We start from the raw sequence: 15,555 nt of genomic DNA, 5'->3' as shown, positions 1-15,555 counted from the left end.
CTGCCCTTTGGTCCATTAGATTCGCTGCATGGGAATCCGCCGACGGACTCGTCGGCTCAGGCGCTGGTACCGACGACTGGAACACAGCAACGGGATGCTCGCCGTTCGCCTCTTCGTCATCATCATCGCCGGTGTCGGCGTGGCCGCTCTCGCCGTAGCCGCCTATCAAACGATGTGACGTCCCTCGGCCGCACCGCCATCTGTCTTCACCCAGTGGGTAGACTCGCCGAATGCGTCTTCTAGCCCCGGCCACCGTTCTCCTCGGCGTCATCCTGCTTTCGGGCTGCACCGCTGCCACCACGATGGGCAAAGCAACGCCAACCGCGTCACCGACACCGACCCCGACCGCTACAGCGCTCACGGAGCCGCAGCAGCTCGACAAGCAGACCAAAACTATGGTGAGCCTCTACAGCCAGGTGGTCTGCACCAACCTGGCCGAGCGACCCGATCTCGACCTGAACGACGCCGTCGACAAGGTGCTGGCCACTTACGCCACTGAGGGTCTCTCCGAGGAATCCCGGGTGGAGCTCGCGCACCGCGTGCTCGAGCAGTCCGCCGCCAAGAGTTGCCCAGACCAGAGCGAACGCGTCGCGGCCGACCTCACAGAGTAGTAGGCTCGGGTCTCCGATTAGGCGGCAGAGGAACTCCACGCACACTGCCACGCTTGCAGCATCGAACCCGACGCTCGCCGTCACCTACAACGGTGACGGGTCGGTGTCCTCCAGGACGAGAACGGCATCCTCACCACGTTCACTTACAACGGTGACGGCGCAGTTAACACGCAGACCCGTTCGGGGATCACCAGGACGTTCAGCTGTAGCGCTTACGGCGTGACGGGAGCGATCTGATGGACGTTGTAACGGTCGGCATGGCCGCCGCCGCCGCCGACGCAAAGACGAAGTATGCCGGCGCGCTCTGCCCGGTGCGCTCCCCGCGCCCATCTGCGCGGGACGCCCCACGCACCCCAACTCCCACTCGGCGCTTACCGGCAAGACATTCCAGCGCATCGAGCAGCTCTACACGGACGCCACGCAGATCCGCCTCGTGTACGCCATCATCGCCATTCCTGGCAGCGGCGAACGGCACGCCAAAGGGCTCGGCCGGACCGATCGCCATCACGGCGTCCATCATTTTGGACTGGATCAACCCTGCGGGACGATGGTGCCGGTCATTCGCGGGCCAGTCGAGTAACGACAATCTCGGCCTTCGGCATCGCCATCATCGACCCGATCGACGTGTCGTTCTCGCAGCCGGTCGGCTCCTACTTCCCCGAACGCACTTACTTCACGCAGGTGGGCACCTTCCTGCCGCTCGCTCGCGGTCCGCTCTCGGTGAACGGTTGGAAGGAGGACTAAAATCCGGGCGACCTTACCCTCACGGTCAACCCGTGGAAAAGGGCACCAACGACTTCGTGAGCGGCCACGGCCCGACCGCGATCATCGGCTGGGATTCGAATAACACCAACAAGTCCACCGTCATCACCGGAGTCAGCATCCGCTCAGAGACCGGTTGGTCCAACTCCACCGGCGGCTACCAGTACATCGCCTGGGCACCGCACAACGCGTAGATCGGCGCGCTCAATTTGGCGCACTCTTCCGAGCAGTTCAAGGCAACTCAAAGGCTCGTCTTGGCCTCGCCAACGGCTCGTGCGCCAGTACGATTTGCGAGTACGGCATCAACGACCGACCACCTCGCCACGGTCCAGGCGAACGCCCTGGCGTGGTGGTCCCCCCTCAAGCGTCGCGGCAAAAAGGTGTTCCAGACGACGATTATGTCACCTAGGCGGCGGGCCTTAGAAGAACTTCTATAACGGTGTGTCCCCGGCGGGATTCTGGAGTTCGGGTCAGTCGCTCGTCGGTCACGCCTTGCTGTGCTTCGCTATCGTATTCGATCGGAGCATACGGGCTTGCGAACCACGACAGCGCAACGTGAGCGCTTTGCCACCCACAGGAGCGCCGTCGGACGCCTTCGGTTGAGCCGCAAGGGCGACGCCCGGCCCTGGTCCTTGGCGCCTCGACCGCCCGGTGCAGAAGCTCTGCGACGAGGGCGGACCCGGCGAGCACGGCAGCAAGGCGAAGTACCGAGTCGAGCGGTGCACCGCCTTCATGCAAAACCTTGCTTACGCCCAGCTGAACGATGATACGAACCAAAAAGATCGATCTACGTGCCGATCGTGGGCGGTGCCGCTCTGACAGATCGTGGGAACGCCCGGGACTTGCTGCCGGACGTGGCCACTGGAAGTGGGTAAGGCATGAACGCCATGCAGCGCTCTACGCAAATACTAGGTGCGGCGTCCGTCAAGTGTTGCAGGCAACAGATCGGGCCCGCCTGGGACTGACAAAGCCCGGGGCAGGGCGAGGACGAGTCCGACCGCTGCCCACGCGACCCATGAGGTAGCGCCGAGAGTATAAAAAGTCGTTGGGACTTCGAACCACCCGATGGAGATGAAGACAACGGCAAACATGGAGACAGCAATGTTGTGTTCGCGGTAGCCCTGCACCCACGACTTCCTGATGATCACGACATAGAGCACCAGGAGGGCTGCGGCACTGACCAGACCGCCCACTGCCAACGCGTTCACGAGCATGTTGTGGCCGTGGAACGCCAACACACCGATGTTACGCATGCTCTGGGAGAGGCTCCCGTACACATCCGAGCCCCACCCCCAGACGGGTCGATCAGCCCATAGGTTGAGGCTGGTTTCCCAGATAACGCCCCTGTTCGAAAATGAATCAGGTCCGGCGATGCCCACCAGTACTATGGCCACCGGCACGATGAGAGCGTAGACGGTGAGTAGTGGTAGCCCAACGGCCACCTTCTCGAAACGCCCGAGCTGCTTGACTGCAACCCAGCCGAGCCCCACGACCACCGCGATCACCACCGCAAGGATCGATGTTCGGGACGATGCCCAGACCAACGCCAACGCAACACTGGCGACACCCAGGATTCTCATCCAACGCCTCTTGATCATCAGCACGAAAGGGAATCCAATGGCGAGCGTCTGCCCCAGGGTGTTGGGGTGAGAGAACGGCCCGTTCAGAAGGGAGGTGCCGACAAGCGCCTTAGCATCAGCTAGGTGGGCCTGGCTCATCAACGCATTGGGCGTTGTTGCGACCATGACCAAACTCACCATCGCCAGGAGTGCCGTCAAGCCCCCAAGGGCGCGGAGTAGAGCCATCTTGTCCTCGTGGTTGGCAATCCCGAGCCCCATTGCGACGTAGACCAGACTCGTGGCAGTGAAGCTTTGCGTTGCGAGCAGCGAGGAGAGGCTCAGCGCCACCCACGGTGCCAGATAGACGAGAAACCACTTCCTGTAGTGAGTGCGGCCGATCAAAGCCTGCAGCACCGTAAGAGCAGAGAAGGCATAGACCGCGAATTGCAGAATGCTCTTCGACAGACTCGCTATGGGTACCAGAGAGTAACTCTCGCCGAGCTGGGCAGATGGCCTGTACCCAAGGTGGAACTGCACTACGTTCGGCACGACGGCCCATGCGAAAGTTAGAACGATGAGTATTTTAAGCGGGTCGAACGACGTTCGCGGGGCATGAGCACCTGCTCCATCGCGGAGTCGCAGACTCGTTGGTCGACTAATAGTTGCCGTCATGCCCACCCAAATTGATCAGATACGTAAGGCCAGTCTATGGTTTGGCGCGAGGAGGATAAGTCGTGTTCGTCAAGGTTCGACGGGCCCCCTGCAAATCAACACATGCAGTATCGGTCCCTCCCTGCTAGGCGCCGCTATTGCTCGAGCCGCCAGATGGCCTCTGCATTGGCTATCGCGCAGTTGGTGCTGGTGCGGTGCCCAACGAAAGTGTCGAGGAACTCGAATTGCACGCCTGGGCTCAGTGCGCCGTCGGCAGCCCAGACCTCCGACTAGGCGAACGCATTGACCTACTCCACGCACAGGCTAGCGGCTTGACCGCACAGCTCTCTCCGTGAGTCGCACTCCCGGCGCCACCGGAGTATCTTGACACCGATCACGGCGCTTACCCCGCCGCTGTCACGCGCCGGACCTGCCGGCGCGGCAAGAACATGCTCCCCGAAGAGGATGTGCCCATGTCTTCAACCCGTTTTGTTGGCTTGCGTCGGTGGTTGCAGCGCGAGGTTTCCGCGCCTCTCACCACGATGTATGCCCACATCGACGAACACCTGCTCGAAGATTCAATCGAGCACCCTCCGCCAAAGACCCCACCTAAGGCGAGACGGTCATCAACGTAGGAATGAGCTGGTCGAGGAATGCCGCGGTGTCTTCCCAGTTCTCCACCGAGACGCAGTCAACGCCGAGAGCCTTCACCGGGTAGTCGTTTCCGTTCTCGTCGAGCCGGTCGCCGACGAAGAGCATGTCTTCAAGCGGGATGCCGGTGAGCTCGGCCAGTCGCGTCATACCGTAGGCCTTGTCGATTCCGCGCCGCGTGATGTCCACGGAAGTGGAACCGCCGGAGCGCACCTCGAGGTCAGGCAGCTGTGACTGCACGGCTTCGCGAAGGGCCGTCTTCTTGGCACCGTCAACGTCCCACTGGGTCTTCGCGGCCACTGGCGCGGCCTGCCCAAGAGCCGAGAACGTGATCTGAGAGCCCCGGTCCTCGAGGATCGGGCCCCAGGTCTCGGTTTCCCAGTAACCGAGGTCACGCGCGGTGGCCTCGACGGCGGCGAGGGCACGCTGTTTCTGGTCGTCGGTGAGGTTTTCGGCATAGACCTGCTCCCACTCCCCCGCGCGGTGGCGGTAATACTGAGTTCCGCAGGTGGGCATGAGGTGCAGGCGCGCCAGCGCGGACTCGTCAACGTCGGTGAGGTTGTCGATGACCTGCATGGTGAACTGCGCGAACTGCCCACCGGAAATCACGCAAACCTCAGCCACTCCAAGGAGCCGTACGAGCAATTTAGCCATGCGCGGGTCGATCGGTGACTTCGAGGGTGCCAGAGTGTCGTCGAGGTCAAAAGCGACTAGGCGCGGGTGCTGCAATGCCATTTAGGGTCGGCCCAATCCGTAGTAGGTCCAGCCGGCGGCTCGCCAGGCTGCGGCGTCGAGGGTGTTGCGGCCATCGACAATCGTGCGGGTGGTCACCAGCTCGGCGGCCCATGACGGATCGATCGACTTGAATTCCGGCCACTCGGTGACAAGAACAACGGCGTCGGCGCCGCGAAGGGTCTCTTCGATGTTGGTGGAATACGTGATCTGCGGGTGGCGCGAACGGGAGTTCTCGATGGCCTGCGGGTCGGTCGCGACCACGTCGGCGCCGAGACCGCGCAGCTGTACAGCAACATCGAGGGCCGGCGAGTCGCGCACGTCATCGGAGTGCGGTTTGAAGCTGAGCCCGAGCACGGCGACCTTGGCGTTGTAGACCGGACGACCGAGGGCGGAGACCGTTAGGTCTACGACCCGCTGGCGACGGCGCAAATTAATGGCGTCAACCTCCTTGAGGAAGGCGACGGATTCGCCGCGGCCGAGTTCTTCAGCCCGGGCGGTGAAGGCACGAATGTCTTTGGGCAGGCAGCCGCCACCAAAGCCGACACCGGCGTTGAGGAAGCGTCGGCCGATTCGGGTGTCGTAGCCGATGGCGTCGGCGAGCTGGGTGACGTCGGCGCCGGAGACCTCGGCGATTTCGGCCATGGCGTTGATGAAGCTGATCTTCGTGGCCAGGAACGCGTTCGCGGCGACCTTGACGAGCTCGGCGGTGGCATAGTCGGTCACGACGAGCGGGGTCTGAGTGTCGATGGCGGACGCGTAGACCTCGTTGAGTTGAGCCACGGCACGGTCTCCGGCCAGCCCCTCAGGCACCCCATAAACGAGGCGGTCTGGGGCGATTGTGTCCTGCACGGCGAATCCCTCGCGCAGGAACTCGGGGTTCCAGGCCAGCGTGGCTCCCGAACCGGAAGCTTCAATGACCGCGGCGAGACGGGCCGCTGTACCCACCGGGACCGTGCTCTTGCCCACAATAAGGTCGCCCACGTTCAAGTGCGGCAGCAGAGCTTCAACGGCCGCGTTGACGTACGTCAGGTCCGCCGCGTGGCTACCCTTTTTTTGCGGGGTTCCGACGGCGACGAAGTGCACCTCGGCACCGGCCGCATCCGCGATGTTGGTGCTGAACCGCAGCCGGCCCGAGGCCATGGCCGAGGTCAGCACCTCGGGCAGGCCAGGCTCGAAGAAGGGGGTGCGACCTTCGCTCAAGGCCGTGATCTTGGCCTCGTCAACGTCGATGCCGACGACCTCGTGCCCCAACTCGGCCATCGCCGAAGCGTGCACGGCACCGAGGTAGCCACAGCCGATGACAGAAATTCTCATGCTTGTATCCCCATATGAAAGAGCCTACCGGCAGCACCTAAGGTGCCCGGCGGGCTGCGGGCGATAAGAAGCGCGGACTGGGCTTCTCAAAAAGAAGGCCCCGAACGAAAAGTTCGGGGCCTTCTGTGGTGCATGGCTAGCTACCTCACGCAGTGTCGGAAGGTGGTGCCTCTAGCCTTACGGAATGCGACTACGCGTTGGCGCGCTGGCGACGCACGACGGTCAGTACGACCATCAGAGCAACACCGAGCAGCAGGGCGCCGGCGGCGGCCCAGATGGCGAGCATCGGAGCATCGTAACCGGTGCTGGCGAGGCCGCCATCGGTCGCGGAGGAACCCGCGCCCGCGTCAGCGGTCGGCAGGGTGATCGCTGCGGTGCCGACGGTGCCGGAGGTGAGTCCGGTCGCGGTGGTGGTGTAGGTGCCGGTGGCGTCGGCCGGGAGGGCCACGTTGACGCTGGCAGCGCCAGCGGAAGTTGCCGACTTGGTCAGCGAGACCGTGGCTGCCTTGACGGCGGAAAGGGTGGCGGTGCCAGACCCGGTCACGGCGAACGAAACCGATTCGCCGGGGGTGAAGGCTCCATCGGTGAACGCAACGGCGACCGTTGCACCCGGAGCGATGGTGCCGGAGACGACGACGTCGTCTGCCGGAACGTAGCCGGCAGCGTTAGCTGCGGCCGGAACTGCGAGAACCGCGAGAACCGCTAGCGCGATCGTCGCGAAGGTCTTTTTTACCATGGTGGTACCCCCTGCTTGTTACGAACAAATTTGCCGACACTGGCGTGCCCCGAACGGGGCGGACCTCGATTGAGGCTTCCCCTAGACTAGGGCACGTTAACAGGTAATTTCCAGTTTTTGTGTTTCATTTCTGTGAATTACGGGTGTCATGTGCAATTCGATACGGTTCTTGATCGCTTCGCCACCGAGCCAGTCGTATCGGAGTACGGTCGTTTGACCGGGCGCGAGCTCCACACTGAGAGCACTCACCTGGTAGCCGTCATCGGTTCCCGGGTGATGCGGCACTTCCACACCGTCCTTGGACACTCCCTGATTTTCCACGTCGGGCGTCCCGTAGACCGAGACGATCGTCTTGATATTTCCTGGGGTCACCCCGAAGACGCCCCCTCCGGTGACATAGCGCGGCAGGGTCGACTCGGAGTCCGCTGGCGCCGTGTTAGTCAACGTGACCTCGACGGAGTAATTGGGTCGCTGGTCCTTTCGGCACACGGCCTGGCCAATACGGGTGTTCACGTCAAGATAGGTGTCCATCTTGGCTCCGGTGGCGTCATTGAGGAAGAGCCCGAACCGCTGGGCGTCTTGGCTACTCACCGGTAGGTCACCGGCGAGTGTCGTGTCCGCCAGGGCGCTCTGATCCGCTTCCGCCGCGCTCCATACGAGCACCCGGCGTTCGCTTCCGGCCTTCCCGAGAGCCTCAATAAGTGCAACTGGGTCGACGTCGCCTGACGCCACTGCGGAGAAGACGGCCGCTGCCGCTGCCGCGAAGAACGCATCCTGATCTTCCGGGGCTTCGTAGCGCTCATACACGTCCGTTAGCAAAAGACGCACGGCGTTGTCGGAATTGAGCACGTCGCCGGTCGGCAACGTGATGGGCCCAGTCGCGGAGAGCACATACGAGAGTGCGACCGGGTCGATGGAAAGGACCCCATCGGGCTGAACTCCGTATTTTAGACGCCACATTTCTTGGGCAAGCTGGGCCGAGAGTGGGAAGTGCGGGGTGAGCCCGACGTTGAGCATGAATTGCCCTGTGATATCTCCGTAGAGTCCCCTCGTTTCGGTGGGCAACTCAAGCACAGGCTTGTCGTGGCGCATAAAGCTCGCCCCCGAGGTCTGCTGAGAAAGCTGAATCGCGCCGCTCTCGGTATGGATCAGTGCGACAGCACCTACGATGCCCCCGCTCGCTCGCAGTTCCGCAGGATTCTGCACAAGCAGCAAGTAGTTCCTTGGGCTTGAGGCACCGAGCATGGCTGGCACGATTCTCACCGCCCTGTCGACCGCCGTGATTGCAGTCGCCGCTTCATCGACCGCGGACTGCAGCTGACCGGCCGCGTCCTCCACCTCACCCAGGGTCCCCGCCGTGTCGATCGCCTCCACCCGACTCTGGGCCGCAAGAATCGCTGCGGTCGCATCGGCTATCGACGGTTGCGCCTTTATGAGGGGATGCAGGTCAATCTTGCCGTCTACGGGACGGAAATCGTCGACAGTGATAGCAATTGCCACCTCGGCAAGAGGGACGACTGCGTCTTCGGCGAGGCCATGCACCACTGCAGCAAGCTCGCGCACTACCGCGAGGTTTGGGCCCAGCGCAGGGAGAGCTTCAAACGCCCGCCAAATCGGGTCACTAGTTAACGAGGCTGCGGAGGAGGCTCTGATCCCGAGCTTGTCCCCGGTAAGTTTGGCCGATGCGCCGTCACCAGACACCACTTGGTTCTGCATCGTCATGGCGAGAGGAATTGCCGCTTCCAGCTCACCACGTGCGAGCAGCGCCCGCACTCCAACCCACGCAGTAAGGCCGAGAACCACCACTACAGCCGACAAAATAGACAGCAGCACGATCTTCCTCCGGCCGCGGTGGGCTCGCTTGCGAGCCCGGTCCCGCGGGCGGAGTGCGGAGCTAGGTTCCATCGACTATTCGCGCAGGCTATGCGCGTGGTCGCGGTACCACTGCACGGTACTGCGGAGTCCGTCTTCGAGGCCGATCTTTGCGGTCCAGCCGGCCTGGGCGAGTTTGCTCACGTCGAGCAGTTTCTGCGGGGTGCCGTCGGGCTTGTCGGTGTCCCACTCCGTAGTGCCGGTGAAGCCGACGACACGCGCGATGGTCTCGGCGATCTCGCGGATGGTGACGTCGCTGCCGGTGCCGACGTTGACCTGTTCGGGGCCGTCGTAGTGCTCCAGCAGGTGCAGGCAGGCCTCGGCCATGTCGTCCACGTGCAGGAACTCCCGCCGCGGTGTGCCGGTCCCCCAGTTGGTGACACTCGCCGCACCGGACTGCGCGGCCTCGTCGTACCGGCGAATCAGCGCCGGCAACACGTGCGACCCATTGGGCGAGAAGTTGTCGCCGGGACCGTAGAGATTGGTGGGCATCGCCGAGATCCACGGCAGGCCGTACTGGCGGCGGATCGCTTGGATCTGCAGGATCCCGGCGATCTTCGCGATCGCGTATGCGTCGTTGGTGGGCTCGAGGTGTCCGGTGAGCAGCGTGTCTTCCCGGATCGGCTGCGGGGCCAGGCGCGGGTAGATGCACGACGAGCCCAAGAACAGCAGGCGTTCGACACCGTACTTGAGGGCGGCGTCGAGCACGTTGACCTGGATGCGGAGGTTGTCGCTGAGGAAATCCACCGGGTAGGTGTTGTTGGCCAGGATCCCGCCGACCTTCGCCGCGGCCAGCACCACGTAACGCGGCGTGGTCTCGGCAAAGAACGCGAACACCGCGTCGCGGTCCTTCAGGTCCAATTCGGCGGAGCTCCGGCCGACGAGGTCGGTGAAACCTTCCGCTTCCAGGCGCCGCCAGATCGCGGAGCCGACCAGGCCGCGGTGCCCGGCGACGTAGAACCGGGCGTCCCGGTCGAGGGCTGCCGGGGTGAAGTCGACTTGGTCGCGGGTGTCCGTCGCTGCGTCGGTCATGGTTACTTGGTTCCCCAGCTGGTCAGTTTGACTTCGTCGATCCACGGCCGACCGGAGCATGCGAGTGCGGCGATGTCAGCGTCGACCATGATGCGGGCCAGCTCGGCGGTGTCGACTTCGGCCTTCCAGCCGAGCTTGTCCTGTGCCTTGGACGCGTCACCGACGAGAGCGTCGACCTCGGTCGGGCGTAGGTAGCGCTCGTCGAACTTGACGTGGTCTTCCCAGTTCAGACCGGCGTGGCTGAAGGAGGTCTCCACGAAGTCCCGCACGGTGAAGTTGCCACCGGTAGCAAGCACGAAGTCGTCGGGTTCGTCGACCTGCAGCATCCGCCACATGCCTTCGACGTATTCGGCGGCGTAGCCCCAGTCCCGGATCGAGTCCAGGTTGCCCAGGTACACGTGGTCCTGGGTGCCGGCCTTGATCGCAGCGACGGCGCGGGTGATCTTGCGCGTTACGAAGGTTTCGCCGCGGCGCGGGGACTCGTGGTTGAACAGGATCCCGTTCACGGCGAACATGTCGTACGCCTCACGGTAGTTCTTGGTCACCCAGTAGGAATAGACCTTCGCGGCTCCGTACGGGGAACGCGGGTAAAAGGGGGTGTCCTCGTTCTGCGGCGGCGGGGTCGCGCCGAACATCTCCGAGCTGGACGCCTGGTAGAACCGCGGGTGAATGCCCGCCATCCGCACCGCTTCCAGCAGCCGGATGGTGCCCATGCCGGTGGTGTCACCGGTGTGCTCGGGCTCGTCGAAGGACACCCGCACGTGCGACTGCGCGGCGAGGTTGTAGACCTCGTCAGGCTGAATCTCGGCCAGCAACGTCACCAGGCGGGAACCATCGGAAAGATCGCCGTAGTGCAGGAACAGCTTCGCCGACGGGTCATGCGGGTCCACGTAGAGGTGGTCGATCCGGGAGGTGTTAAACGTCGATGCGCGACGGATCAGACCGTGTACCTCGTACCCCTTGGCGAGCAGAAGCTCCGCGAGGTAGGAACCATCCTGGCCAGTAATACCGGTAATGAGCGCGCGCTTAGTCAATTGATCCCCCAGGGGTGTCGGGCACACAGCGATCGGACATGACGTCCGTCGTCGATGCCGGGCTGTTTCGCTTCAAGGCCGAGCATATGGAGTCGGGTGCGGCGACGCAAACAGGGGGGTACCCGGGTGCGTCATCTATGCGTGAGCGAACGGTTCATGAGCGTGCGGAGCCAACTCGCGAACCGGTCGATTGCTGCGGCCTCTCCGAGCACATCGGTGCGATAGCGGAACCCGTTCTCGCCCAAGCTTCGAGCCAGTTCTGGGTCGGAGCCCAGCTCCAACGCAGAGTCCAGAAGGGCCTGAGGGTCACCTGCGAGCACAATTCGGCCAGCTTCGGCGGATTCAATCTCACTGGCAGTTAGCCCGCCCGGGTCGGTTGCCCCGATGACTGGGCGGGCCGCATTGAAATATGAGGTGAGCTTGCTGGGAACCGCCATCTCCGACACGCCTGGCTTCTCATTTACGAGGAGCACGTCGGCGGCCGAGAGTGCGTCCTGAAAGCCGGCCTCGTCAAGCGAGGCGATGAACTGCAACCGGGTGATTGTCGCGCCGAGCGCTTGGAGCTCATCGCGCTGACTGCCGTTGCCCAGCAGCACGAAGCGCACGGGGCGGTTCTGTTCGTCGGCGAGCCGGGCAGCATGGACTACGTTTTCGAGGCCCTGCTTGACGCCCATATTGCCGGCATGCAACACAATGGTTTCGTTGGGAGACCAGCCATGCAGCGCCCTGGTGGCAGGCACATTTGTTGAATTCCCGGCACCAACGTGGGTCCAGTTGCGCACGACTTCAATCCGCTCCGCGCTCACACCGAGTCTGCCAACAAGGTACTCGCCGAATCGATCGTGGATGACCACTACACCCGCAGCAGCAGCAAGTGTCGTTTTCTCAACCCACGTGATGAGTCGCGCGGCCAGACCACCGCCCGTGCTGGTCTCAGACATTCCAAGGCTGTAAATATCCTGCACCCACACGTTGACAATCGGTTTGCGACGGCCCCATCTAGCACGGATCATAGCCAACGCCGTAGCGAACAACGCCGGTGAGACCATCACGACGATGTCTGGCTCATACCAGCGCGCGAAGAGGACATGGAGCCCGAAGGAGAGCTCCGAAACCAACCGTTTAATTCCCTCCGGCCTAGCGGGAACGTAGTGAGCGAGGCGCGTAACCAATACGCCCTGATCGTCTGTCGAATTCCGGAAACCTCCATAGCCGGAATGGACTTTCCATTCGGGATAATGCGGATTCGCCGTCAGAACTCTAACCTGCTGCCCGCCGCCGCGAAGGCCCCGTGCGAGTCCGCTCGTGTAGGGGGCGATCCCTGTCATCTCGGGCGCGTAGTTCAGACCGATTACCAGGATCTTTGGGCGAGGCTGGTCAACCAACAGGTCCGCCTCTCTGATTGAGCCTACGGACGAAGTGGCGGCCCCATCCGGCCCCGTTTGGTAGAGGCACCCTTACAGTACCGGTGATTATTTTCGCGAAAGTGCCGATTGGTAACGCATGGATGTCTCTCGTGTTTCGGGCAGATATACCCGCTCCAACGCGTGCCCGCGTAATGTGAACGTCTCGTGTCAGAGATGTAAAGCGGTCGCAGGTGGGCCTTAGGATTGCCTTTACGGACTGGGTCCGCCAGGCGTTTAGCCTGTACCGCAGTACCAGTGTTTGGGGATGAACCACCAGTGACCGCGTCAAACCAGGCAGATGCCAGTACCCCGGTGATTCGGCTCGCGCAGGCGCCCGGTGAGCGAACAGCATGGGACAGGTCCGCTGGCATCGTCTACCTTTGGGCAATAGTCGAACTGTTGCTCGTGACAAATCCCTGGCAGATCAGTTCGTCCGTCCGGACTAGGGCTCTCAGGCTATTCGGCGCGGACATCGGGGATGGCGTGATTTTTCGCCCTCGCACCCGCGTCAAGTTCCCTTGGAAGTTGCACATAGGCAGCAATTCCTGGGTCGGTGAAGGAGTGTGGTTTCACAACCAAGATCACGTCTACGTAGGGCACGACGTGTCCATTTCTCAAGACACGTTTCTCACGACAGGCTCCCACGCATACCGAACGGATATGGCACTTTCTACGGCACCCATCCACATCGCGGCGGGTGTCTGGATTACAGCTAAATGTGTGGTCCTTGCGGGGAGCAACGTGGGCCGATCCTCCATGGCCCTTCCGATGACAGTCGTGAGAGGAATAGTGCCCGAGAATTCGATCGTGTCAGGACACCGCTGTGAAGTTGTCGGGACTCGGTTCCTCACTTGACGCGCCGATACAAGCGGAGGAGGTCTCCACGGTTGCCTAGCGTTAGTCAGCCCGGGCGGCCAACCATCATCATGAGCTTCGCTTCTATGGGCGCCTATCGACTCAAGTCGCTCCTATTGGTCCAAGCGCATTTCGGACAACGACTAGACATCTACGCGGGAGAGGCACCCCCTGGCTCCTCCATACGAACCATCGCTCATCAGGATATGGCCTTTGAGGGAGTCCAGAACTACTACTTCCCCAAGCACCTCCTGGTTCAAGGCCTACCATTCTGGCGCTTTATTTCATGCAAAGTACTACTACTGGACCTGAACCCCCGGATGCCGCAAGTTTGGTTGCTACTCCTTGCCCGGCGTGCCCTTCACCGCAAGACCATACTCTGGGGTCACGCATGGCCTCGCTCGGGTCGCGCGTCACGTTCCGACTCGATCCGAAATGCAATGCGCAGCCTTGCAACTTCCTTAGTTACGTACACCAATACACAGGCCGCTGAGCTGAGAGACAAACATCCGGGAAAGAGAGTCACGCCCGCACCCAACGCAATTTATGCACACCGGGAGTTCGGTTTCGAGCCAGGTTCAACCCGCAATTCAATCGTCTACGTGGGGCGAATGACCTATGAGAAGCGCATTCTCGACGTCGTCGAGGCGTTTGAGTTGATCGCCGGGGATTTTCCGGACGTCGAACTCCTTATGGTCGGCGATGGCGAGGCGCTAGGGGAGGTGCGCAAACGCCTGATGGCGTCCTCACATACGCAGAGAATGTCCGCCCTGGGTCACGTCGACGACTATGCCTCTATCCGAAGCATTTATGCCCGCTCAGTCGTGAGCGTCTCGCCAGGATACGTCGGCTTGTCAATTACACAGAGCCTCACCTTTGGCGTACCGATGATCATCTCCGTCCCCGAGCCCCATTCTCCGGAGATCGAGGCGGCTGATTGGGGCATCAACGCATTGTCGTTTGAGTCTCAAAACGTCGCCGACTTAGCGCGCACAATGAGGAACGTGTTGGAAAATCGGGTTCACTGGGCCGAAAAAGGCGACGCGATATCTAAGAATGCAAGCGCCCATTATTCAGCAGAGACCATGGCAGATGGTTTGATCGCCGCCTTGGAGGAGGAACTCTCATGCGCATAGCGCTCGTTCTTTCCGACATCACTTTTCCGCCCCGCGAAGGGCTTCATCAAGCAACTGTTCTGCACGCCGCTAGCCTCGCGTCTCGTGGCCACCATGTCACTGTCTTGGGATTCGTGAAGGATGCGAGTGCGTTCTCCGAAATCGATTTTCGAGCTGAGACTGGAGTCGGGGTTCTACATGCACTCATACGGTCGGCCGGCCCATCTTTGATCCTCGGCCTGAATCTCTCGGCCTTCCCGGCAGCGCTACAAAGATCATCGGTTAGAGGCCTCATCGGCCTTCTAAACAACTCATCATTCGATGTCATACATCTTGATGGAGTTGGCGCGTGTGGCCTGGCACGTCATATCAAGTCAGCACCTTTTGTGATGAGCTTGGTTGACCCTGGCTCCTTGAGACACCGGCGCCTTGCCCAGCAGCAACGCTCCGTTCGAAAACTAAGGTCGATTGTCACGGCTCACCTCCACCACGCAATGGAATCGCACCTCGACGGATTCTCCGGCGCACTGCATGTTGTGTCTCCGGCCGACGCCTCCTACTTGAGGGACGAGTTCGGTCACGTGCCGACCTGGAGTATCCCCGTAGCAATTCCCGTTGACATCGAACAACGAGCGCTCTCGACGACGACAACTAGTGAGGCGCGAGACAGCTGCTTGCGGATTGTTGTATACGGAGACTTCCGTCAACCGCAGATGCGGCACGCTCTAGGGTTGCTCTGCAAGGAAGTTCTTTACCAGGTGCGAGATCGCAGCTTCAAGGTCATTTTGTTAGGGCGGGTGCCTGCCGATGCGGAGATCGAGGGCTGGGTCAGCGGACTTGACTTTGAGATCTTGGCTTGGGCAGAGGACTACGTTGGGGTTCTCCAGAGCGCGGATATCGTTATCCTCCCCGACCGGTTCGGCACCGGCCTCAAGAACAGAGCGGTACAGTCGCTCGCTCTCGGGCTCTGCGTTTTGGGGACGCCGGTGGCGTTCGAGGGCATGCCATTGCTGGACATGACGCACGCCGCTATCGCGTCCACCAGTCAGGAACAGCTCGAGCGGTTGCGGTTGTTACTCGACAACGATCGTCTTCGTAGACAGTTGGGCGCCGACGGTCAGAAGCTCACGCAATCGAACTACGGATCATCCAACGTGGCAGCGGCGTGGAATTCGGCCTACCGCACACTTCTATCCAATGACAACAAGCAGATATCCTGAAC

13 protein-coding genes are annotated in these 15,555 nt (G+C 61.9%); 5 read left to right on the top strand and 8 right to left on the bottom strand.

Annotated elements, in window-relative coordinates:
* Nucleotides 1-28: 28 nt before the first annotated feature.
* The 3 genes from RCH12_RS02280 (at nt 29) to RCH12_RS02270 (ending at nt 1,567) form a co-directional block, all read left to right on the top strand.
* Nucleotides 29-178 carry a hypothetical protein gene (locus tag RCH12_RS02280; RefSeq protein ID WP_165789096.1) on the top strand — a complete coding sequence of 50 codons (150 nt, stop codon included), beginning with the start codon at nt 29-31 and terminating at the stop codon, nt 176-178.
* A 52-nt stretch (nt 179-230) separates the two neighbouring features.
* Nucleotides 231-611 (top strand): hypothetical protein, encoded by a 381-nt coding sequence (locus RCH12_RS02275; RefSeq protein WP_327015928.1) that lies wholly within the window; start codon nt 231-233, stop codon nt 609-611.
* A gap of 776 nt (nt 612-1,387) precedes the next feature.
* Nucleotides 1,388-1,567, top strand: a complete 180-nt coding sequence (locus tag RCH12_RS02270; RefSeq protein WP_327015927.1) for a hypothetical protein — start codon at nt 1,388-1,390, stop codon at nt 1,565-1,567.
* 714 nt (nt 1,568-2,281) lie between these two features.
* Here the strand turns inward: RCH12_RS02270 and RCH12_RS02265 are convergent.
* The 8 genes from RCH12_RS02265 to RCH12_RS02230 all read right to left on the bottom strand — a co-directional run bounded on the left by RCH12_RS02265 (nt 2,282) and on the right by RCH12_RS02230 (nt 12,342).
* On the bottom strand, nt 2,282-3,481 hold the full coding sequence (locus tag RCH12_RS02265; RefSeq protein WP_327015926.1) for an O-antigen ligase family protein: 1,200 nt from the start codon (nt 3,479-3,481) through the stop codon (nt 2,282-2,284).
* Between the two features lie 711 nt (nt 3,482-4,192).
* Nucleotides 4,193-4,969 carry an HAD-IIB family hydrolase gene (locus RCH12_RS02260; protein ID WP_327015925.1) on the bottom strand — a complete coding sequence of 259 codons (777 nt, stop codon included), beginning with the start codon at nt 4,967-4,969 and terminating at the stop codon, nt 4,193-4,195.
* Entirely contained in the window at nt 4,970-6,283 is a 1,314-nt protein-coding gene (locus RCH12_RS02255) for a UDP-glucose dehydrogenase family protein (RefSeq protein WP_327015924.1), read from the bottom strand. It abuts the gene before it with no gap.
* Between the two features lie 190 nt (nt 6,284-6,473).
* Nucleotides 6,474-7,019, bottom strand: a complete 546-nt coding sequence (locus RCH12_RS02250; RefSeq protein WP_327015923.1) for a hypothetical protein — start codon at nt 7,017-7,019, stop codon at nt 6,474-6,476.
* Between the two features lie 96 nt (nt 7,020-7,115).
* Nucleotides 7,116-8,852 carry a DUF4012 domain-containing protein gene (locus RCH12_RS02245; protein ID WP_327015922.1) on the bottom strand — a complete coding sequence of 579 codons (1,737 nt, stop codon included), beginning with the start codon at nt 8,850-8,852 and terminating at the stop codon, nt 7,116-7,118.
* Nucleotides 8,853-8,927: 75 nt separating this feature from the next.
* The gene (locus tag RCH12_RS02240) at nt 8,928-9,923 is read right to left on the bottom strand and encodes a GDP-L-fucose synthase family protein (protein ID WP_327015921.1); all 996 of its coding nucleotides are present in this window, start codon (nt 9,921-9,923) and stop codon (nt 8,928-8,930) included.
* A 2-nt stretch (nt 9,924-9,925) separates the two neighbouring features.
* On the bottom strand, nt 9,926-10,957 hold the full coding sequence (gene gmd, locus RCH12_RS02235; protein ID WP_327015920.1) for a GDP-mannose 4,6-dehydratase: 1,032 nt from the start codon (nt 10,955-10,957) through the stop codon (nt 9,926-9,928).
* Nucleotides 10,958-11,088: 131 nt separating this feature from the next.
* Nucleotides 11,089-12,342, bottom strand: a complete 1,254-nt coding sequence (locus tag RCH12_RS02230; RefSeq protein ID WP_327015919.1) for a glycosyltransferase — start codon at nt 12,340-12,342, stop codon at nt 11,089-11,091.
* 947 nt (nt 12,343-13,289) lie between these two features.
* On the opposite strand from RCH12_RS02230, the gene RCH12_RS02225 reads away from it, so the two are divergent.
* Together RCH12_RS02225 and RCH12_RS18545 are read left to right on the top strand one after the other, a co-directional pair.
* Nucleotides 13,290-14,354 carry a glycosyltransferase family 4 protein gene (locus RCH12_RS02225; protein ID WP_327015918.1) on the top strand — a complete coding sequence of 355 codons (1,065 nt, stop codon included), beginning with the start codon at nt 13,290-13,292 and terminating at the stop codon, nt 14,352-14,354.
* Nucleotides 14,355-14,827: 473 nt separating this feature from the next.
* Entirely contained in the window at nt 14,828-15,553 is a 726-nt protein-coding gene (locus tag RCH12_RS18545; RefSeq protein WP_442784548.1) for a glycosyltransferase, read from the top strand.
* Nucleotides 15,554-15,555 lie beyond the last annotated feature (2 nt).

Origin of the sequence: Cryobacterium sp. MP_3.1 (genome assembly GCF_035984795.1) — a bacterium.
Lineage (GTDB): Bacteria > Actinomycetota > Actinomycetes > Actinomycetales > Microbacteriaceae > Cryobacterium > Cryobacterium zongtaii.
Note: the sequence above shows the minus strand (reverse complement) of the source record. Positions and strands in the feature narration are given on the sequence as shown.